We start from the raw sequence: 21,297 nt of genomic DNA, 5'->3' as shown, positions 1-21,297 counted from the left end.
TTTCCTGATTTAGTTATTCAACTAAACCAGTTCTTCGCCGACAAAAGCCTTCTCGACAACAAACTGCCCAGGGCGGCTGTTAGAGCCTTCGTCAAGACCTGCGGCTGCGCAGATATCCTTGACATCCTGGTTCAGCGCCATGGACCCACAGATCATGACCCGGTCTTCAGTACCCAGCGGACCAATGCCCAGATCAGCGTAGAAGGTGCCATCGCGCATCAGGTCTGTGATGCGGCCTTCATGAACCGATGCTTCGCGGGTGGTGGTGGCATAATGCTTCAGCTTGTTTGCAGCATCTTCGCCGACCAGAGGATCCGCCAAAGTACGTTTCCTTAATTGATAGCCATAAGAAAGTTCAGCATTGGTCCGGCAGGTATGGGCCAAAATAATTTCATCATAAGCTGCATAGGTGTCGGGATCACGGATGATGGATGCAAATGGCGCAATACCAGTGCCGGTTGCAATCAGGAACAGGCGTTTGCCGGGCAGCAAAGCGTCCAGCACCAGTGTGCCGGTTGGCTTTGGCCGTACAATCACCTGATCGCCGATCTGAATGTTCTGCAGGCGCGAGGTCAAAGGTCCGTCCGGGACTTTAATGGAGTAGAATTCCAGTTCTTCGTCCCAAATCGGTGCGGCAATGGAATAGGCCCGCAGGATGGGTTTTCCAGTGTCACCGGGCAGGCCAATCATCACAAATTCACCAGAGCGGAAGCGCAGGCTATTGGGCCGGGTCACACGGAAGGAAAACAGCTGATCTGTCCAGTGCTCAACGGATGTGACGGTTTCGCCAAATGGAAGAGTTTCAGCGGGTTTAGCGGGAGAGAAAGTATCAGACATAAAGGTTCTTTCGGACAATTCGTTCGGACGTGTCTTTTCAAGACAGTGTTTTTGGATCAGCCGGTCAGGCCGAGACGGGATCGATAGGTTTCAAGTTTTGGGATGGCGGCAAGCCATTGGTCTTCAGGCTGGCGCTCTGCCATTTTATGGCTGATCTCCAACTCGTCAAAACCGGTTCTGATGGCCATCGGATATTGGTCAGATATCAGATCGCCATGGGCGCGCAAAGTCCCTTTAAAGCCTAAACGACGCAATCGCTGGCCAAGGCTGAAGCCGCGACCATCTGCGCTGGATGGAAAGGCGATGCGGATCAGGTCAATTGCACCGAAGAATGGAATCAGAACTTTCGGATCCTCATCATTTTTCAGATCAACAAACAGACCGCCCAGAGCCGCAATCGATTGCAATTCTTCAACGCCCAGAAAGCGGCATGGCTCAAATGGAGAGGGTGAGAATTTACCCTGCCGCACCAGAACAGTGCGTGCTGCTTGTGTATCACTCATCGTTTTGCCTCATTCGCCGCATTGTTCTTTACCAGCTTGCCATCAACCAGATGGATGCCACATTCAGATTTTTCCTGTCCCTGCCAGCGGCCGCTGCGCGCATCTTCGTCTTCGCTGACGGCCACCGTGCAGGGCGAGCAGCCGATCGAGCGGAAGCCGCGGTAGAACAGGGGATTGCGCGGCAATTCATGACGTTCGAAATAGGCTTTGATGTCACCCGCCTGCCATTCGGCAAGGGGGTTGAATTTATGCCTGCCTTGCTCGTCCAGTTCCTGTACAGCCAGTTGCGCCCGCTCTTCGCCGTGGAAGCGTTTGCGCCCGCTGACCCATGCATTGTACTGGCACAGATTTTCTTCCAGCGGTTTGATCTTGCGCAAATCGCAGCAGGAATCCGGCTCCGTCAAATGCAGTCGGCCATAGGGGTCCAGTTCCTTGGCTTTATGCAGATCGGGCAGAATACGGATGACATTGGACAGCCCCAGTGTCTGAGCCAGTTCAAGCTGATATTGAAGGGTTTCTTCAAACAGCATCAGCGTATCGATAAACAACACCGGGACGTCAGGGGCAATACGCGATGCCAGATGCAGCAGAACGGCGGATTCAGACCCGAAAGAGGATACCAAAGCAGCTTTGCCGTGGACTTTATCAATGAATATTCGTCCCAACAGCTCAAGCGCTTCCTGCTCAAGCTGGTCGAAATTTGCGGAGGGTCGGAGTTGACCCGTTTGGCGTTCAGGCAGCACGTGCATCATCGGCCTCCTCAGGATAAAGAGCCGCCAGAAATGGCGCTGCTCCAAGGCGTTTATAAGTGTCGATGAAGGCTTCTTCATCGTGCTCGCGAATTGTCAGATAGGCATTGATCAAGCGGTCCAGAGCATCCATCAGCGCATCTGCCGAGAAACCCGGTCCGGCGCGTTCGCCGACGGCCATGTTTTCGCGTCCGTCACCGCCAAGGGTGATCTGGTAGAGTTCCTGACCTTTGCGCTCCAGACCCAGAATGCCGATATGGCCCACATGGTGGTGGCCGCAGGCATTGATACAGCCCGAGATCTTGATTTTCATATGGCCGATTTCGCGTTCAAGGCCACGCGCCTCAAAGTGGGTGGCAATGTCCTGAGCGATCGGGATCGAGCGGGCTGTCGCCAGGGCACAGTAATCCATGCCGGGGCAGGCAATGATATCGGAGATGAGGCCGATATTTGCTGTGGCAAGCCCGGCTTCCAAGAGGCGCTGATAGACCAGCGGAATATCGCTCTGGCGGACATGCGGCAGGATCAGGTTCTGCTCATGGCTGACACGAATTTCGTCATGGCCATACAGCTCTGCCAACTCGGCCACCAGCCGCATTTGCTCTGCCGTTGCATCGCCAGGCGCGCCGCCAACCGGCTTCAGAGAAATGGTGACAATGCCATAGGCCGGGTTTTTGTGTTCCGCGACATTGGTTTCCACAAAGGCGCGGAAAGCCGGGTTGGCGGACTGCGCGTCTTCAAAAGCCAGCGAGCGGGTGTTGTTGAATTCCGGCGGTGCAAAAGCGGCGTCCAGATCGGCGATCAGCTCTGCTTTTGGATGTACAAAGGTTTCCCGGATGGATTGAAAGGCCGCTTCAATATCCCTCTGCAATGGGTCGAGACCGGTTTCATGCACCAGGATCTTGATCCGAGCCTTGTATTTATTGTCACGACGGCCATGCAGATTGTAGACCTGCAAAATGGCCTCCAGGTAAGGCAACAGATCAGCCTTGGGCAAGAAATCACGCACGGTTTTGCCAACCATGGGTGTGCGGCCAAGGCCCCCGCCGACCATCACTTCAAAACCCGGCTCTCCAGCATCATTGCGCACCATGCGCAGGCCAATATCGTGGGCGCGTGTGACGGCCCGGTCATTTGGTGCGCCGGTAATGGCGATCTTGAATTTGCGCGGCAGATACTGAAACTCCGGATGGTCTGTTGACCATTGGCGCAGCAATTCAGCTGTTGGGCGCGGATCTTCAATTTCATCGGCTGCAGCACCGGCAAAATGATCGGAGGTCACATTGCGAATGCAATTACCTGATGTCTGGATGGCGTGCATTTCCACCTGTGCCAAGGCATCCAGAATGTCCGGAATATCGGACAATTTCGGCCAATTATACTGGATGTTCTGACGCGTGGTGAAATGGCCGTAGCCCTTGTCCCAGCGCTCGGCAATATAGGCCAGTTGCTGCATCTGGGCGCTGTTCAGCGTGCCATAGGGCACGGCGACACGCAGCATATAGGCATGCATTTGCAGATACAGCCCGTTGCGCAGACGCAGTGGTTTGAATTCGTCTTCTGTCAATGAACCGTCAATGCGCCGCGCTACCTGGCTGCGAAATTCTTCCGTGCGGCTTTTGACAAATTCATGGTCAAAATCATTATAGTGATACATGATCAAGCGCCTTCTGAAAGCGTGGTTTGCGTATTCGACTGAGCAACAAAGTTTTGTTTTTGTGGTGCCAGATAGTCGATGCTGGGACCGTTGAGGCGATATTTTTCCCGGAAATGTGTGGGCGTTGGTGTGCCATCGTCTCCGATTGCCACATCCAGAAGGTAAGCACCGACGATCAGGTCCTGACGCTCTTCACCTTTTGCCAGCAAAATATCAGCCGCTGCTTCATCCGGTGCGATTACTGCTTCATTGATCTGCCGTGACCATGTGCCTTGCGCAGTCAGATAGACCACATCGCCATCCATCAGATCATTTGCCGAGACAATTTTGGGGGGGAATGTTTTTGCCATCAGGCAACTCCGACTTTGGTGTTTTGCGGGATATTTGTAAGGGCTGATCCGGCAGCTTTAGGCGCCAGGCCAAACAGGATCACAGCAGGGCCGGACAGATTTGCCTTTACCAGCGCCTCAGGCAGAGACTGAAGGTCAGTTGCGATCAGTGTTTCATCCTGCCGCGATACGTTGAAGGCTATCGTTACCGGGGTCAGTGCATTTGCGCCATGCATCATCAAACGCCCTGTTACAAAACGTGCTGAGCGTTTGGCCATATAGAAGGCTGCTGTTGCGCCGGGCCGTGCCAGAGACTGCCAGTCTTGCTCGGCAAATCCTTTGACGTCGTGGCCGGTAAGAATACGCAGTTCGGAATTGCGGCCACGGCGGGTCAGCGAGACACCCATTTTAGCGGCTGCTGCTGATGCCGATGTAATGCCGGGAACAATGTCCCAGGCAATGCCGGCCATATCCAACGCATCTGTTTCTTCATCCAGCCGCCCGAAAACGGTCGGGTCGCCGGATTTAAGCCGCACCACATGGTGGCCTTGCTGCGCGTGTTCAATGATCAATGCATTGATGTCGTCCTGGCTCATGCCTTCACCAAAGCCGGTTTTGCCGGTTTCCAGCAAAACAGCTTCGCGGCGTGCCAGTTCCAGAATGTCGCCGGAAACCAACCGGTCATACAGCACCACATCTGCTTCATGGAGAACGCGCCGTGCTTTGAGTGTCAAAAGCTCGGGGTCACCCGGACCTGCTCCAACAAGGCTGACATGGCCTTTGGTATCGGCGTCGGGCTGGTTGGCATTTGCCATTGTTTCAGCAAACAGCTTGTCCAGTTTCTCGACCACTGCAAGTTTGCCACCCTCGTTCAAGGCCGCTTCTCCGGCACCGCCATAGAATTTGGCCCAGAAAGCACGCCTGACGCGGCCAGCAGGCAGCAATTCTGCCCGTGGCCTGAAGGCCTGTGCGATGCGTGCCAGAATGCCTAGCTTTGCCGGCAACAGGGCTTCAATCTCGGCTTTGATCTTGCGGGCCAGAACCGGCGCTGCGCCTTCTGTGCCAATGGCGATTGTGACCGGATCCCGGTCGACCAGGGCTGGCGTGATGAAAGCGCTGGCTTCCAGATTGTCGACGACATTCACAAGGGCGCCCTCAGTGCGGCCGATTTCAGCAACCCTGTGATCTTCAACCGCTTCATCATTGGCTGCGTAGAACAGAGCCGCTCCGGACACATCGCCGGTTTGCAGCGGACGTGGATCCAGAACAATCCGGCCCTCAGCGGCCAGTGCCGTAACGCCAGCATCCGGTTCAATGCCGTAGACCTGAATGGCAGCTTCGGTTTTGATCAGCAGCCGCAGCTTTGCCAGAGCGGTTTCGCCTGCGCCAGACACAATGATGCGGCGGCTACGCAGATCAAGAAAGACAGGGTAATGACGCATGATTGACCTTTGGAAGAATATTTTCCTAAATCTGGGCCCTTTCAGGCCTGTTTCCTAGGAACTGGTTTCTGTTTTGGGCGTCAAACGAAACAAATTCCTCTTCATATCGTCAAAAACGTAAAATGATGCGGCGACTCAAGCCATCTGACCGGCTTACAAAGAACAATCCGGCAGCTTCATGCTGTTTTGCTGCAGCGTGCGCATGCAGGTTTGCGTGTGGGACAATGCCTCTCTAACATCGCTGGTGTCAGGCAATGATTCCCAGTGGCTTGCCAATTCAGGATCTGACTATGAAACTTGTGCTTCTGCTGGTGCTTGGACTGAGTTGGGCCTTGCGCATTGCCGCCTTTAAGATTGCCGCCGAGCGCGGCGTTCCGGCAGGTATCATCATTCAGTTTGCCGTTATCGGTATTTTGATGTCGCTGCTGCTGATCAGTCTCATCCGTCGGCGTATGCCCCCGCGCACGTCTCTGGCTATGCGGTTCTATGTGGTGAGCGGTTGCCTCGGGTTTCTTTTGCCGTTTGCGCTTGAAACCATTGTTGCCGGAAAAATCCCCGCATTCGTGTTTATCGTCATCATTTCCACAATGCCGGTCATGACTCTGCTGCTGAGCTTTATCCTGCGGGTCGAGCAGGCCAGCCGGATCAAGGTCATTGCAGTTTTGCTGGGCTTCGGGTCCGCATTGCTGATTGCCTGGGACAATACTGCCATCGGCGTTGAAACAGTTTCGCTGACCTGGATACTACTCGCGTTTCTGGTGCCGCTGTTCTACACGCTGAACACGGTTTTTGTGGCATCGCGCTGGCCCTCCGGGGTCGATGCTGTTGAGATTGCGACCGGACAGGCGGCTGTTGTGGGCGCAGCGGCTTTGCTTGCCATGCCCTTTTCGGGCCTGTTCGTGGATGGGTGGGTGTTGCAGCGTGCCATCGCGCCGGTTGTTGCAATCGTTGTTCTGGAAACAGCAGCACTGCTGATCTATCTGCGGATTGTCAAAGCCTATGGCGCGATCTTTGTGTCGCTGGCGAACTATGTTTCCATGTTCTTCGGCGTGTTGATCGGCTTCTTTGTGTTCTTTGAGCAGCCGGGCTGGGTGACACTGTTTGCCAGCCTGATTTTGATCTATTCACTGCACCTTATTCGCAAAGATGGCCGCGCAGAGGCGGCCATCGATGATCTGTTTGAAGACGATGATCAGCCTTTGACGAAGGGTTCGATATCGCGGTAGCCAAGCGGCTGCGACTTGTCCGGCACGAAGTCAATCATGCGGACCGCTTCGCGTTTGCGATTGAGATTCAGCTTTTTCCAGAACAAGGTCAGCGCTGCCTTTGCATAAGGTGACAGGCCACCCGTGGTGATGGTTGCCGGTGTGTATCCCAGACGGCGGCGCAACACGCCATTGGCGTAGTTCACTGCGTAGGATTTGCGAATTTCGCTGGTGTAGTGCTCGGTGGTGACAGAGATGTTGAGGCAGTCCTCATTCTCCACGCGGTGTGGGCCGTTGAGTGCCCAAAGCACCATTTCACCCGGTCCAAGATCATGCACTTCGGCATATTCATCAAACCAGCTCTCGTAAGGGATTTCTTCGTGAGTCTCACCCAGTATCAGCCCTTCCAGACTGTCCTTCGGCAAAAAGGGCTCTGTATTGGGGTAGACATAAAGCCGTTTGCGCCCGGTGATCTGCCACAGGCCCTGTCCTGGAACATCTGAATGATACAACACCTGCATTTTCGGTGACGAGATCAGGATGCCGAGATTTTGTTTGAATATTTTGAGACCGGGAACTTTGCCTTCAAATTCGGAAAAAATGCTTTGCAGCAATTCGTCATAGCGTTTGTCGACGTCCATGACTTTGCGCAGATTAAGCCACAGATGTCCGGTCCTGATGGCGTCAATGGTATCCTTGCCGGATACACCGTCCAAATGACCCTCGCGCCAGTTCTGCTTTCTGGCATCGGTTCCAATGGTGTTGAGATTGTAAAGCTCCCGCGGGTACCGGTCGACCAACTCGCTCAGCACGTCCTCGGTAAACAGGCCGCTCTCGGTCAGCCGATGGTTCAGTTTTAATGTGTGCTTGCCGAATAGTGATGCGTGGTGAGCCTGCCAGCCTTCCAGCAGATTTTCATTTGTTGATGGGAGGTGGATGGCACCGGTATCCATGATGTTGTCGTCCTTTACTCATGCTTCGTATTGCCCGGGTTCAATTGCCACCAGGCCAGTATGTTTCTAATTGTGTGTTTTATCTGCCAGGCAAACCTGCAATCAGGCGCTTTCTGAGGGCAGGGGGAAGCCGCCTGAATGTGGATTTGATCCCCGGTTTCAGGCGCTGTTCCCAAAGTTGGCTGTAGAGTCTGCCCTTGATACTTTTTGCGGCGCTATAGCTCAGCATGTCAGCGCTGCTGTTGGACCAGTCGCCCTGATAGGCCTCGTAGTTCCCCAGGAAATCGATGCAGGAAATCTGGTGTTCAATGGCCCATTTCAAACTCTGCTCCATTTGTACTTTTCCGGCAGAATAGGACCGCATGGACCAGTCGAATGAACCCAGAAAACAGTAATAGTGCCCGTTTTTCAGAAACCCCAATTCAATCGCAATCGGTTTTCCACCAGCGGTCATGACATATGACATTGCACCCTTTTGCGAGGCGCTGTCGCCTTCCAGGCTGGTCAGAAAATCTGCCGCATGCTGGCCCGAAAATGCAGATACGTTGCGGCCACTTTCCTTTAGCCATACGCGTTTGAATTCCAAGCTCTGCCGAATGGCGTTCCGGTAGGCATCCGTGCCGCCAAAATGCACTTCCAGACTGATTTCGCCCAACTCGGTTTCAATTTTCTTGTAACGTCTGCGTCGACCCCGACGGACAGATTTCTTGAACGACGCCTGAAAGGTGTCCCACTCGTCAATCTGCTCCAGATACATGATCAGGGAGATGTCATCAGTCTGGGTGATGATATGTGGTTCATCCAGAATCTCTGCCATCTGGCTGTTTTTTGGAAAGCGATCGAATATGATGGCGTCTGCGGTGACCTGCTCACTGAAAGTCTTCCAGCATTCCCGCATTTTTGACACTGGCAATGCATCAACATCCAGCAACAGATTGCTGTATTGTGCCATAGGATTGCCAAGAGACTGCAGGATCGTAAGGCCATAGGCCCGCTTGCGTTCGACAAGTGGCAGAACGCAAGCCAATTGACCAGCACAACGGAAAGTGACTATTTGCAGACGTAAACGTGAGTCTTTGGCAGCACCTTCAAGGTAGTAGCGACACCAATTCTGGCACCAGTCGAAGGTCTGGAAATAGCCCAGGCCATCCGCCATTTTTTCTTCCAGTGCGCGCCACTCAGACTCCAGTGATGCAACTGCTTCCAAAGTGTCATGAACTTCGATCTGCACAGGCTCAGACGCCGCAGCCTGATTGTTGATAGTCTCAGATGGTTGCCAGTCTGAATCGAAAGTCGTCGAAAGGGTCATAAATCTGCCAGTTAACACACAAAGTTGCACCCCTTGTGCTGATGCATATGAGGGGTTGTTGTTGACAGAAGTTACACCAGGCGAGTTACCCTGTGGTTAAATGAGCCTTTGGACTCTGTTCACCATAGGTGGATTGCTCAAGGTTTATCATATTGAAATATAACAAAAATTTCAAACTTGATTCATGATTGAGTTACCATGAATCAGAGCTTGGTTGAAGGGCTGCCCGCGTGCGTGTTTCTACAGCTGTTTCGGTGTTCTGAAACATCTTCGGGGACAGACCGGCAGCACCGCCAACTCGGCCAACGGCAATTGAGCCAGCTTGATTTCCTGCTGCCAGGCAGCGTTCGGGATTCTGACCTTGCAGCCACGCCGTTAAAAACCCGGCGTTGAACGCGTCGCCAGCCCCGGTGGTGTCAATCACATGAACCTGTTGTGTTAATCCGACATAGGTTTGTCCACCTGTATAAAGCTCCGCCCCATTGGAACCGCGTTTGACGATGGTATGATCGGCGCATGTCAGAGGGACATCGTTTTCAGACAGGCGGGCAGCTTCTGCGGAATTGGGCAGAAATACATCAACCTTTGAAATCAGATCAGACAGGCCGGGATGGCAGAAAGCTGCTTCGTCCCAACCGCAATCAAGCGATATGGTCAAATTGGCCGCGCGCGCCTCCTCGATCAGATCGGGGTGTTCGATCAGTGTTGTCAACTCACCGATATGAAGATGCGTCAGATCGGGAAGCGCAAAGCTTCGCGCCATATCATGTGGCAGCGCTGCGCTGGCGCGTCGTGTCAAAAAGGCCCGCTCATCATTGCGTACCATGGCGACGGTGATTTGCGGCTCCAGTCCCACGGGCGCCGGTTCACAAAAACGGTCGTCCAGACCCATGTGGCTAATCTCATCGGTGACGATGGCTCTGAACGGTTCTGCCGGCAACATGGCGGTTATGGCAACGGAATTGCCAAGGGCGGAGAGATAAGCTGCGGTGATGTAGCAACCACCGCCCGCATGCATCTTGACCCCGTCGGCAAAAGTTTCCTGACCTAGGACAGGCATGGTTGGAATGCCAGTGAAAATGAGGTCACAATAAATCCGACCAACGCATAGAATTTTCTGGTTCGTACCTTTCAGCATTACCGCAACGCCTCCCCGGTCGCGTTGTCAAAGAGATGCATGTTTTCCGGGGCCGCGTTGAGCTTGATGGTGCTTCCGAGCTGCGGGGGAGTGCGGCCAGATGCTTTGGCAATCAATTCCTTGCCGCCAACTGAAACATAAACAAGTGTTTCAGACCCAAGGGGCTCCAGCACATTCACCTGTCCTTCAAACTGCCCGTCCTGATCGCTGACCAGCAGATCATCGGGCCGCAGCCCTAATGTAACCGGTCCGCTATGGGTAGAGCTTGTCTCAATCGGGATTTGCAGATCGCCATCCAGAGTGACAATGCCGTTTGCCAGCCTGCCTTCAATCATGTTCATTGAAGGGGCACCGATAAATTGGGCAACAAATTTGTTGGCCGGTTTGTGAAACACATCAAAGGGTGTGCCGACCTGCTGAATATGGCCGTCCTTCATGATGACTATGCGGTCGGCCATGGTCATGGCTTCAACCTGATCATGGGTGACAAAGATGATGGTGTTGCCTACACGCTGATGCAATTTCTTGATTTCCAGACGCATCTGGGTGCGCAATTGGGCATCCAGATTGGACAGTGGTTCGTCGAATAAAAAAGCGGATGGATCGCGCACCATGGCCCGGCCAATGGCAACGCGCTGGCGCTGGCCGCCAGACAGTTGGTTGGGACGGCGGTCCAGCAGATCTGTCATGCTCAGCAACTCGGCGACTTCGTCAATACGAGCAGCCTTCTCCGCTTTTGAAGCTTTTGATGTGCGCAGCCCAAAGCCAATATTCTTGCGCACCGACATATGGGGGTAGATGGCGTAATTCTGAAACACCATCGCAATATTGCGTTCCTTGGGTTCGCGATGATTGACCAATTCGCCGCCAATATGGATTTCACCGGAGGTGATGTCCTCAAGGCCTGCGATCATGCGCAAGGTCGTCGACTTGCCGCAGCCTGACGGGCCAACCAGCACGACGAACTCGCCATCGGCCACATCCAGATTAATGCCATGGAGCACTTCGGTTTTCCCGTAGGATTTGACGAGATTTTTGATTGAAACAGTGGCCAAGAATTTACTCCTGCATCAGCCTGTTGAACGCCTGCTGCAAGGCGTCATGCGCGGTTGCTTCCCGCTTGGTTGCGTTGGTTTGTCGATCCTGCAGTGCTAGCAATACGGCTGTGTAATGCGCAAATGCGTTATCCATGGCATCGGGCGCAGGGCCGCCGATGTGATTGCGCAAGGCGACAAAAATTTCTGCACTGACGGCCGATATGAAATCCGGTTCACTGATGGTCGATGCATGGTCTGTGTGGGCCAGGAAAGCCCTGGAGAAGGCGGGAAAACCTTCTCGCAGGGGCTTCCCGGCCGCTATTACCGCGCGGGAGGTCGTCGCGGTAATCTCGTGAGCCTGGCGGAAAGACAGGCCCTGTTTGCGCACCAGTGTGTCGGCCAGCTCTGTGATGGTGATGCAGGCTGCATCTGTTGTGGCTTGAACCCTGTCGCCCTGAATTGAGCTGGCCTCAATCAGCGCTGCCAGCAAGTCCAGAACCCGGCCACCGCTTTCAAAGGCCGCGTAGCCCGCCTGTTGCACTTCGCCTTCACTGTCATTCATGTCGGTAAAGGGGGTGTTGTGCATGGTGTTGACGATCATGTCGCAACGTCCGCAGGTGACCGATGCCATATGGCGCAGATGTTCTATCGGGACCGGATTGCGCTTTTGCGGCATGATCGAGCTGATCTGAACCAATGCGTCGGGCACGTGGAGTTGCCCCACTTCAAAAGCGGTCCAGAACTGAAAATCCTGCACCAGCCGTCCCAGATGCAGGAACATCAATTTCAGTGCCGAGTAGAGGCCAGTTACGTAATCCACCGAAGCAATACAACCATAGGAATTGCGCAAAGGTTCTGAAAAGCCCAGCAATTCGGCCATGCGTTCGCGGCTGATGGGAAAGCCCGATGTTGTGATGGCGGCAGCGCCCATGGGGCAATGGTCCAACCCATCACGGGCGGTCTGCAGCCGGTCCAGATCCCGCAGCAGGACTTCAAGGGCTGCGCTCAGATAATGGCCGAACGTGGTTGGCTGGGCTGGCTGGCCATGGGTATAGGCGACAATCAGCGTGTCACGTTCTTCGCGCGCCTTTTGCAGTATTGTGCCGGCAAGATGATGCGCCTGCGCAATCAGTTGATCGATGCGCTGCTTTAGGGCCAGCTTGAAGATTGTGTGGTCCATGTCGTTGCGCGAACGGGCTGTATGCAACATGCCGCCCCTATCGGGGCCAAGTCGCTGCTTCAGTTCGGCTTCGACCAGAAAGAAATAATCTTCATATTCGCCGGTGTAATCGAGCGCTGACACATCAATTTCAGTGTCGATGTCGGACAGGGCTTTTGCGATGGCAGCTGAGATGGACGCGTCCAGAATGCCGGTCTCGTTAAGCATTACCAGATGCGCGCGGTTGATGTTGCGCACTGCGCCCACATAATGCGCTTTTGCGCCTTCAAACAACGGTGCCAGAACCGTGTCTTTGTAAACAGGGTGGGGGAATTTGGTGAGATCGGTCATCCTTTCAGCCCCGCCATTACAACACCGCGAATGATAAAGCGCTGGAATATCAGAAACACAACCAGCGTCGGCAATGTGGAAAGCGCCGCGCCGGTCATGATGAGTTCCCATTCAACCTGTTGCTCAACGCTGAATGTGGTCAGTCCAACCGGCAGAGTATAAAGTTCCTGACTGTTGGTGACGATCAGCGGCCATATGAAAGCGGTCCAGTTTCCCAGGAACACAAAAATCGCCAATGCAGCCAGCGCCGGCTTGACCAGAGGCATGGCCACCGTCCACCAGATTTGGAATTCATTGAGGCCGTCAATGCGGGCAGCTTCCAGGAAATCATCCGGCACAGTTTCGAAAAACTGCTTCATCAAAAACACGCCGAAGGCCGTCATCATGCCGGGGAACATGATGCCCCAATACGTATCAAGCCAACCAAGCTTTGTACTCATCAGGTACCAGGGAATGACCAGCATTTCTGTCGGGATCATCAGCGTCGACAAGATGGCGATGAAGACAATATAGCGGCCCGGGAATTTGAATTTGCACAGGGCATAGCCGACCATGCTGTCGAAGAAGACATTTGAAACCGTGGTCAGAACTGCGATGACAAGGGAATTGGTGAACCAGTTGAAGAAGCGGCCATCTTCCAGAACCAATTGGTAGTTCTCCAAGGTCGGTTCCTCGGGGATGAGTTTGAGATTGTAGACCTCAAAGGGGAATTTGAACGATGTGGATAACATGTAGATGATCGGCATGATCATCAAAATGCCGCCGCCAAACAGCAACATCCAGCGGATAAATTGTGCGTAATTGCGGGGTGGGCGCACGCCAACATTGCCAGATTTCTTCAGCAGGGCTTCCGAGGTTGGCTTGATGGAGAGATCGGTCGTGCTCATGTCAGCGATCCCTCATAATGCGCAACTGCAGCAGGCTGACCACAAGTAAAACCAGAAACAGCACAACGGTTTGGGCCGCGGCGTAGCCCATATCAAACCCGTTGAAGGCGGTGTCGTAAATCATCAGAACCAGCGGCTTGGTGGAGTTCAGCGGACCGCCCGGATTGTTGGTGGTCATGTTGAAGACCTGATCGAAAATCCGCAAAAAACCGATGGAGGAAAACACCACCAGGAAGACGATGGTGGGTTTCAGCAAGGGCAGGGTAATTTCCCACAAAGTTGCCATGGGCGAGACGCCATCAATGCGCGCCGCCTCGTAATAGGTTTGCGGGATGGAGCGCAAGCCGGCCATGAAGATGATGATCTGAAAGCCAAGCCCGGCCCAGACCGCAGGCGCCAGTATGGCAGGTAGTGCATTGGTGGTTGAGTTCAGAAACTCGATTTGCGGAATGCTTAATGTGGCCAGGAAATTGTTGAAAACGCCGACGGGAACCGGTTGATAAAACCAGCGCCACACCCAGGCCATGGCAACCGCGCTGGTCATGAACGGTATGAAATAAAGCGCGCGGATGGTGCCATGCATAAAGCGCACCTTGTCAATCTGATAAGCGACAATGAAAGCAATGATCAGGCTGACCGGCGTGCCGATGATGAGGTAGAGAAATGTGTTCCTGAAGACCTTCCAGAAAACCGGATCGTTGAACAGCTTTACGTAATTATCAACACCGGTCCATGTGCGTGATCCCAACAGGTTCCAATCCTGAAACGATACCAGAATGGCATTGGCTGTCGGGTAGAAGCGGATTGTCACATAAAACACAGCGGGGACCGCAAGAAAGCACCAGGCCCAAACGATCTGCTTCTGTGAAATTGTGAGGTTTCTGTAAAGAGTCACGCGCCTGCCCGTCAGAGTTCAGATGCCTAAGTCAAAGCGTTGGAGTGGTTGCCCCGGCGCTGGTCTGCGCCGGGACCAAAGTGCATTAAATGTTACTGGTAATACTCATCCAGCAATTTCTGTTCAGCTTCTGCCGCCGCTGCCAGACTGTCTGCCAGGGACTGGTCTTCCAGATCGGTGCGGCTGATCATATCAACCATGATCTGACGCTGGCCGCTCTCATTGGCAAAAATGGTGGTGTGGGCATATTCCAGACCTTTGATGAAGGGACCAAAGGTCTCGTTAGCGGCATTGGTCTCTGTCAGAGCCGCAGAGGGTTTGGCAGGCAGTTCGCCAACCGTATCCAGCCAGATCTGCATGGCTTCATCAGATGTGACATAAGCCATGAATTTGACTGCGGCATCGTATTTTTCGCCTTGCGCCTTGGATGTCACTGCATTCACCCAATAAGAGGAATAATTGGATTTGGTGCCATCCGCTGCTGCAGGCAGTTCGGCCACGCCCCATTGAAGGCCGCGGACCTTGTTGAGGGCACCAATGCGGAATGATCCATCAATATGCATGCCGGCACGGCCCGCTTTGAACGCTGCCTGAGCTTCGTCCATAAAGCCGAGCTTGGTGACTTCATGAACATCTTCCAGATCGGTATAATATTTCAGCGCAGCGCGCCCGGCATCACTGTTGTAATTCACGGTTTTATAATTGTCAGTGTAGGGATCGCCGCCAAACTGGCGTATCAGCCCCTCGCGGAACCAGTGATGATCCTGCCCGGTCATGCCGGTGGTAATGCCAACCGTGGTAATGTTGCCTGCACCGTCCTTCTCGGCGATTTTCTTGGCGGTTTCTACCAGTTCGTCCAGTGTTGCGGGCGGACCGTCAATGCCAGCCTTTTCGAACAGGCGCTTATTGTAGAACAGGGCCAGAGAGCGCACTGCGGTGGGCAGGGCCATGTAATTGTCGCCGCGTTTCATGGCCTGCACCATGGGGAAGAATTCGGCTTCGATCTTCTCGACGGGGAATTGATCTGCAGGCAATGGCTGTATCAGCTCAGCTTGCACATAATCATTGAGCCAACCATAGAACAGCTGAACCACGTCCGGTCCTTCCCCTGCGGGGATCGCTGCTGCAACTTTTGTGCGGTAATCCGCATAGGGGAAGTGAGTAGTTTTGACGGTGATGTCGGGATTAGCCGCTTCAAAATTCTCGATCAGCTGATCCATGGCGGTGATGCGCGCTTCAAAGAAGTATTGCCAATATTCAATTTCCACTGCCTGTGCTGAAAAACTGCCGCCAGCAGTGATAGCAGCGGTTGCCGCACCTAAAATCCAATTGCGAAACTGTTTCATGGGATCACTCCGTTTCTATCCACCTATGGTTCGCCTCCTGACGACCCATCTGAAATTCCCGGCTTGCAGTCCGGTTTCCCAAACCGCGAAACACGTATCATTCAGCATTAATTCAAGTAAGTTGAGCATTCAAGTGATTTGAATTAATAGGTCTGTATGAAACTGGATCGCAGCAGACGTATCATTGGCTCTAACGCTGAACGCACGCGCCTTCACAACCGTCAGGTGGTGCTGGGTCTGGTGCGCCGACACCAACCTGTCGGGCGGGCAGCGATTGCACGTCTGTCAGGTCTGTCGACCCAGGCTGTCAGCAACATTACTGCGGAACTTACCGAGGAGGCCTTCCTCATTGTCGCGGGGCGCGATGTTAAGGGACGCGGTCTACCGGTTGTTCAATACACGCTTAACCGGGACGGTGCCTTTGCACTTGGGATCGAGGTTCGGCCCGATGCGATGTTCGCGGCCCTGGTGAATCTGGCTGGTGAAACCCGTTTCACACGGCGTATCAGTCTGCCGTCCAGCACTCCAAAAATCGTGTCGGATCATGCGCTGGAGTTAAAATTGGAAGCGCTGCAGGAAACCGGATTGCAAGCTTCGCAATTGTTGGGGGCAGGCATTGTCATGCCCGGCCCGTTCGGTCAGATCGGGTTGGATGATGATGGCCAGTCGGAGCTGAGTGGATGGGATGAGATTGATCCGGTCGCCCTGTTTGAAGAGGTGCTTGGCACAAATGTGGTGGTTGAAAATGATGCGACCGGTGCGGCCGTTGCCGAGCGTATCAGCGGTGTCGCACAGAATCTGAAATCCTATTGCTTTATCTATTTTGGCGCCGGGCTTGGTCTTGGTGTTGTCGCCGATGGTGAGGTCATGCGGGGGGCTTATGGCAATGCCGGTGAAATCGGTCATGTCATCGTGCAGTCAGGCAAAGCGCATGGCCGGTTGGAGAATTTCGCAAGCCGAATTGCCATTCGCGATCAACTGGCTGCTGCCGGACTTACCGTTGAAACTGTGAATGATCTGAACCGGCTGCACGGTGAGGGCAACTCCCATTTGTTGGACTGGGTGCAAAAAGCTGCCCCACCCTTGTCACAAGCTATCGGTATGGTCGAAAATCTGTTTGATCCAGAAGCTGTGATTCTGGGTGGGGCTTTACCGGATGCGCTGCTGGATGCTCTGATTGCTGAACTTGAACTGCCTGATGCCTCGGTCTCGCGGCGACAGGACCGAACATTGCCGCGTGTGTTACGCGGGGCCTCGGGCCGTATGACTGCTGCTTTGGGCGGTGCGGCACTGGTCATTCATGATGCTCTTACTCCGCGCATTGTTGCGCATAACTGACCTGGAAGTGCTGAATAATGCCGAAGACTGATCCACAACGCATTTTCGATCAGATGCAGTCGCCCCGTATCGTAGCTCTGTGGCGGGCATTGCAGCCGCTCAAAAGCGTTGTGTCGTTCATGAATACGGGCGCGCATCCTGATGATGAAACGTCACAGATGCTGGCAGCGCTTGGCTTTCGGGACGGGCTGTCACTGTCCTGCGCCTGTGCCAATCGGGGCGAGGGCGGACAGAATGATCTTGGTACAGAGGCCACCGGGGATCTTGGCGTTGTCCGCACAGCGGAAATGGAACGCGCGGCAGATGTGCTCAATCTGCGTCTTTATTGGCTCTCGGAGAGCCCGGACGACAGCGTTTTTGATTTTGGCTTTTCCAAAAGCGGCGAGGAAACCCTTCAGAAATGGGGCCCGGAACGCACTTTGAAGCGGTTTGTGGAAATTCTTCGAACAGAGCGGCCAGACATTATCTGCCCCACCTTTCTGGACATTCCCGGACAGCATGGACACCACCGGGCCATGACGCAGATGGCTTTTCAGGCAGCCAAGGCAGCGGGTGATTCAGAGTATACCGAAATTGCATTGGCGCCATGGGAAGTGAAGAAAATCTATCTTCCGGCGTGGTCTGGTGCCGGTGACGCTTATGATGATGATTTGCCGCCGCCGCCCGTAAGTCTGGTGATTGATGCCGATGGCGAGGACCCAGTGACCGGCTGGAGCTGGGCGCAGATCGGTCAGCAATCCAGGGTTTTTCACCGCACACAGGGGATGGGTTCCTGGGTCCCGTTCGGGGCCAGCAACAAATGGCCATTGCATTTGTCCCAATCGCGTCTGGACGGACCTGACGAGACGCTGAGCAGTGGACTGCCCGCCAATCTTGGCGCACTTGCGGAATTCGCCAATGCGGATGTTATTGCAGGGGACTTGCAGCTGGCCCATAAAGCCTGCCTTGCGGCGCTGGAAAGCTTTCCACATTTCAACGCAGTTCTCAAAGCGGCAACGGACGCTCTAAGGCCCATTCGCCTCGCCTATCAGGCCTGCCCGGAAGAAAGCCAGAGTGAGGTGTTGCATCGTCTGCTTTTGAAAGAAGAGCAATTATCTCATGTGATCCGCATTGCGACAGGTGCCGATGTGCTGGCCACGCTTGGTCAGGACGCTCTTCGGCCGGGCGACGCGGTGCCTGTGGATTTGCAGATCAAGCCGGCCGCCATTCGTGACGTTGTGGTGAAGGCTGAACCGGTTCTGGAAGAAGGCTGGAAGCTTGAAGATGAGGTCATGTCGGTGTCACATCGTGCGCCCGTATCTGATCCCTATCCGGCGCGCTACATTCCCGGTCATGCAGCGGCCCCTTCGGTGCGTTTTCTGCTGACGTATGACGGTGTCACATCTGTCAGCAGCATGGCGTTTGAAACACCGCCGCTGGTTCTGCCAGCCAGAAGTGCCACCATGGTGCCTGATTGCGCGGTGATCAACCGGGCGGCACCGGGCAGACATGTTGCTCTTCAGCTTGGTGATATTTTTCCGCAGCATGCCAAAGCCGAACTGGTTCTGCCCGACCAAAGCGGAGCCTGGCAGGCTTCGCCTTCGGAAACCGGGTTCACCCTGACAGTGCCGGATGATGTAGAGCCCGGCCTTTACAAAATTCCGCTATTGCTGGGCGGGCGGAACGCCATGATGGTGCGCCGTTTTTCCTATCCGCACATTGCGCAGCGGATGCGCGCCACGCCTGCGCTCCTGACATTGCGGGTTGTTGATGTGACCTTGCCGGATGTTTCAATCGCCTATGTGGGCGGTGGCAATGATCGTGTGGCGCATTGGCTGCGGGCCCTCGGTTTGAACGTGACAGAGCTTGCCGACGATCAACTGACGGAAGCTGATCTCAGCGAATTTGATACGCTGGTTGTTGGCATTTTTGCCCTGCGCACGCGCCCGGCATTGCGGGCTGCCATGGCTCTTGTACATTCCTGGATCGAGAGGGGCGGCCACCTGCTGACGCTCTACCATCGGCCATGGGATGCCTGGGATGCAGATGAGGTGCCACCGCGCCATCTGGAGATTGGCAAACCATCCCTGCGTTGGCGCGTCACGGATGAGAATGCCGCGGTGACGCATCTGATCAAAGATCATAAGCTGCTCAATAGTCCCAACCGAATTAATGCAGGGGACTGGGCGAACTGGCACAAGGAGCGTGGGCTCTATTTTGCCAAAGCCTGGGCGAGTGATTACAAGCCGCTGCTCTCGATGGCCGACCCCAGCGAAGACCCGCATGAGGGTGCGCTGCTGTCTGCCCGTATCGGCTATGGTCGGCACACGCACACTTCGCTGATTTTACATCATCAAATGGAGAAACTGACGCCCGGCGCCTTCAGGCTCATGGCAAATCTTGTGGCAGATGCCTGAGCCACAAACGCTCGGCGCAACACAGTCAGAGAATTTGAAAGCCGGTGTCTGGCTGATTGCGGATATGAGCCTCAATATCTGGGCCATATCCATCGTCAAGACACTGGGGGGCGGCTATCCGTCCTGGCAAATTGTGTTCTTGCGTGCGCTGGTGGGTCTGTTGCTGTTGTTGCCCTGGGTCTGGCGGGAACGGCAGGCTTTTGCGAAGATTAAGCATTGGGGATTGCAAATCCTGCGCATTGCCTTGTCGACCGTTACTCTGACAGCCAGTTTTTTTGCCGTGGCACGCCTGCCATTGGCGCTGTTCATGACCATGAATTTTACCCGGCCATTGGTGCTGATTGCCATGGCCGCTTTTGTGTTGGGTGAAAAGGTGCCGCTGGTCCGATGGGCGGCAGGCGCTGTCGGTCTCATTGGCATTCTGATAGCACTCAGCCCGGACAATGTGCCCTGGTCCTGGGGGCTGCTGGCGGTCACAATCACGGTGTTTTCCGGGACTGCTGCGATCATCGTAACGCGAAAGCTGAAGGGCACGCCTGCGGTTGTGATGATGGCCTTTTATACCGCCGGTTTGGCACTTCTGACTGCGCTGCCGGCGAGCCAGACATGGGTGTTCATTGCGCCGAATCATCTGCCATTTCTATTGGCTGTTGGTGTCTTTTCGCAATGCGCCCAGTTCTGTTTTCTGCAGGCACATTGGAAAGGGGATGCCGGCTTTCTGGGGCCGCTTGGCTATTCCAGCCTGATTATTTCCGGAACGGTGGGCTTTTTGGTGTTCAATGAAGTGCCGACGCTGAACACCATTATCGGCGCTACAATCATTGTGCTGGCAACGACGCTTCTATCGTTTCAGTCAAAGCACTGAATAGAAGAAGCGTGCCGAGACGATAATCAGAAACACACCGAAGGCGATCTCCATCTGACGCTTGGAAAGTCCATGGGCCAGTTTCACACCCACCGGCGCAACCAGCATGCTGATCGGCATGATCAGGATAAAGGCCAGCAAGTTGATATATCCCAGTGAGAAGGGTGGCAGATCAGGATTGCCCCAGCCACTCACTACATAGGTGAGGGTACCTGGTATCGCTATCAGCGCACCAAGGCCCGCGGAGGTTGCGACGGCCTGATGGATGGGACGTCCATAAGAGGTCATGAAAACATTGTTCAGATTGCCGCCGCCAATGCCCATGAAGGTGGAAATGAACCCGATGAAGAAACCAACACCGCCTTTGACGGGCTGGCCGGGCAGATCTTCGCCAAGGCTCCATTTGGCGCGGTTGAACAGCATTTTTACAGCGATCAGGAGCGCGACTACGGCAAATACGAGTTTCAGCACTTCTCCGGAGACAAAGGCAACAATGAAGGATGCGATTATCACTCCCAGGGGCACCATAAGCACCCAGTTACGCAACAACGCTTCATCGGGCGCACCGCGCTTTTGATGTGCGCGAAAGGAACGCAGGGAGGTCGGAACGATGATGGCAAGGGAGGTGCCGACAGCAATATGGGCCTGTACTTGTGGGGCGACACCCTGAAAGTTCAGGAATTCGACGAGAATTGGCACCAAAACGGCTCCGCCGCCAATGCCGAACAGACCTGCCAGAATGCCAGTTACACCGCCAGCCGCTGCCATGGAAAGCACCATGATAATCAGGGTGCCAGTATCAAGTGAAGACATCATAATCGCTAAAATCCAACCATTTGCGCGGGTATCGATAGACTATTGCAGCGCAAACTCAACGGTTATTTTGAATCTGTTCATTTTC

The 21,297-nt window shown here is 54.4% G+C and carries 19 protein-coding genes; 4 read left to right on the top strand and 15 right to left on the bottom strand.

Annotated features, from left to right (window positions below; translation table 11 throughout):
- Positions 1–21 precede the first annotated feature (21 nt).
- The 6 genes from RAL91_RS24225 to cysG are packed head-to-tail and all read right to left on the bottom strand — an operon-like array spanning position 22 to position 5,517.
- Entirely contained in the window at positions 22–837 is an 816-nt protein-coding gene (locus RAL91_RS24225) for a ferredoxin--NADP reductase (protein ID WP_306258789.1), read from the bottom strand.
- 56 nt (positions 838–893) lie between these two features.
- Entirely contained in the window at positions 894–1,340 is a 447-nt protein-coding gene (locus RAL91_RS24220) for a DUF934 domain-containing protein (protein ID WP_306258788.1), read from the bottom strand.
- Positions 1,337–2,092 (bottom strand): phosphoadenylyl-sulfate reductase, encoded by a 756-nt coding sequence (locus RAL91_RS24215; RefSeq protein ID WP_306258787.1) that lies wholly within the window; start codon positions 2,090–2,092, stop codon positions 1,337–1,339. The genes RAL91_RS24220 and RAL91_RS24215 overlap by 4 nt, the downstream gene beginning before the upstream one ends.
- Positions 2,073–3,746: a nitrite/sulfite reductase gene (locus RAL91_RS24210; RefSeq protein ID WP_306258786.1), complete on the bottom strand. Its 1,674-nt coding sequence runs from the start codon at positions 3,744–3,746 to the stop codon at positions 2,073–2,075. The genes RAL91_RS24215 and RAL91_RS24210 overlap by 20 nt, the downstream gene beginning before the upstream one ends.
- A 2-nt stretch (positions 3,747–3,748) precedes the next feature.
- Positions 3,749–4,096 (bottom strand): DUF2849 domain-containing protein, encoded by a 348-nt coding sequence (locus RAL91_RS24205; protein ID WP_306258785.1) that lies wholly within the window; start codon positions 4,094–4,096, stop codon positions 3,749–3,751.
- Positions 4,096–5,517 (bottom strand): siroheme synthase CysG, encoded by a 1,422-nt coding sequence (cysG, locus tag RAL91_RS24200; protein ID WP_306258784.1) that lies wholly within the window; start codon positions 5,515–5,517, stop codon positions 4,096–4,098. The genes RAL91_RS24205 and cysG overlap by 1 nt, the downstream gene beginning before the upstream one ends.
- Positions 5,518–5,807: 290 nt before the next feature.
- Between cysG and RAL91_RS24195 the strand changes: the two genes are divergently transcribed.
- A complete protein-coding gene (locus RAL91_RS24195; RefSeq protein WP_306258783.1) occupies positions 5,808–6,743 on the top strand; it encodes a DMT family transporter in 936 nt (311 codons plus the stop codon).
- Here the strand turns inward: RAL91_RS24195 and RAL91_RS24190 are convergent.
- The 8 genes from RAL91_RS24190 to RAL91_RS24155 all read right to left on the bottom strand — a co-directional run bounded on the left by RAL91_RS24190 (position 6,710) and on the right by RAL91_RS24155 (position 15,797).
- Positions 6,710–7,675, bottom strand: a complete 966-nt coding sequence (locus tag RAL91_RS24190) for a hypothetical protein (RefSeq protein ID WP_306258782.1) — start codon at positions 7,673–7,675, stop codon at positions 6,710–6,712. The two genes, RAL91_RS24195 and RAL91_RS24190, sit on opposite strands and share 34 nt — an antisense overlap.
- Positions 7,676–7,754: 79 nt before the next feature.
- Complete coding sequence (locus RAL91_RS24185) at positions 7,755–8,984, bottom strand: GNAT family N-acetyltransferase (protein ID WP_306258781.1); 1,230 nt, start codon at positions 8,982–8,984, stop codon at positions 7,755–7,757.
- A gap of 193 nt (positions 8,985–9,177) precedes the next feature.
- A complete protein-coding gene (locus tag RAL91_RS24180; protein ID WP_306258780.1) occupies positions 9,178–10,122 on the bottom strand; it encodes a carbohydrate kinase family protein in 945 nt (314 codons plus the stop codon).
- Complete coding sequence (locus RAL91_RS24175; RefSeq protein WP_306258779.1) at positions 10,122–11,177, bottom strand: ABC transporter ATP-binding protein; 1,056 nt, start codon at positions 11,175–11,177, stop codon at positions 10,122–10,124. The genes RAL91_RS24180 and RAL91_RS24175 overlap by 1 nt, the downstream gene beginning before the upstream one ends.
- 4 nt (positions 11,178–11,181) lie before the next feature.
- Positions 11,182–12,669 (bottom strand): argininosuccinate lyase, encoded by a 1,488-nt coding sequence (gene argH / locus RAL91_RS24170; RefSeq protein WP_371932464.1) that lies wholly within the window; start codon positions 12,667–12,669, stop codon positions 11,182–11,184.
- On the bottom strand, positions 12,666–13,556 hold the full coding sequence (locus tag RAL91_RS24165) for a carbohydrate ABC transporter permease (protein ID WP_371932463.1): 891 nt from the start codon (positions 13,554–13,556) through the stop codon (positions 12,666–12,668). The genes argH and RAL91_RS24165 overlap by 4 nt, the downstream gene beginning before the upstream one ends.
- 1 nt (position 13,557) lies before the next feature.
- Positions 13,558–14,451, bottom strand: a complete 894-nt coding sequence (locus RAL91_RS24160; RefSeq protein WP_306258778.1) for a carbohydrate ABC transporter permease — start codon at positions 14,449–14,451, stop codon at positions 13,558–13,560.
- 92 nt (positions 14,452–14,543) lie between these two features.
- Positions 14,544–15,797 (bottom strand): extracellular solute-binding protein, encoded by a 1,254-nt coding sequence (locus RAL91_RS24155; RefSeq protein ID WP_306258777.1) that lies wholly within the window; start codon positions 15,795–15,797, stop codon positions 14,544–14,546.
- A gap of 156 nt (positions 15,798–15,953) precedes the next feature.
- Here RAL91_RS24155 and RAL91_RS24150 point away from each other — a divergent pair, with 156 nt between their 5' ends.
- Genes RAL91_RS24150 through RAL91_RS24140 form a run of 3 tightly spaced genes read left to right on the top strand, consistent with a single transcriptional unit; the run spans position 15,954 to position 20,396 of the window.
- On the top strand, positions 15,954–17,135 hold the full coding sequence (locus RAL91_RS24150; RefSeq protein WP_306258776.1) for an ROK family protein: 1,182 nt from the start codon (positions 15,954–15,956) through the stop codon (positions 17,133–17,135).
- Between the two features lie 17 nt (positions 17,136–17,152).
- The gene (locus RAL91_RS24145) at positions 17,153–19,531 is read left to right on the top strand and encodes a PIG-L family deacetylase (protein ID WP_306258775.1); all 2,379 of its coding nucleotides are present in this window, start codon (positions 17,153–17,155) and stop codon (positions 19,529–19,531) included.
- Positions 19,524–20,396 (top strand): DMT family transporter, encoded by an 873-nt coding sequence (locus RAL91_RS24140; RefSeq protein WP_306258774.1) that lies wholly within the window; start codon positions 19,524–19,526, stop codon positions 20,394–20,396. Before RAL91_RS24145 ends, RAL91_RS24140 begins: the two co-directional genes overlap by 8 nt.
- Here the strand turns inward: RAL91_RS24140 and RAL91_RS24135 are convergent.
- Positions 20,385–21,212 carry a sulfite exporter TauE/SafE family protein gene (locus RAL91_RS24135; RefSeq protein ID WP_306258773.1) on the bottom strand — a complete coding sequence of 276 codons (828 nt, stop codon included), beginning with the start codon at positions 21,210–21,212 and terminating at the stop codon, positions 20,385–20,387. The two genes, RAL91_RS24140 and RAL91_RS24135, sit on opposite strands and share 12 nt — an antisense overlap.
- Between the last annotated feature and the right edge of the window lie 85 nt (positions 21,213–21,297).

This window comes from Pararhizobium sp. IMCC21322, assembly GCF_030758295.1.
GTDB lineage: Bacteria > Pseudomonadota > Alphaproteobacteria > Rhizobiales.
This window is presented reverse-complemented; position numbering and strand designations above follow the sequence as displayed.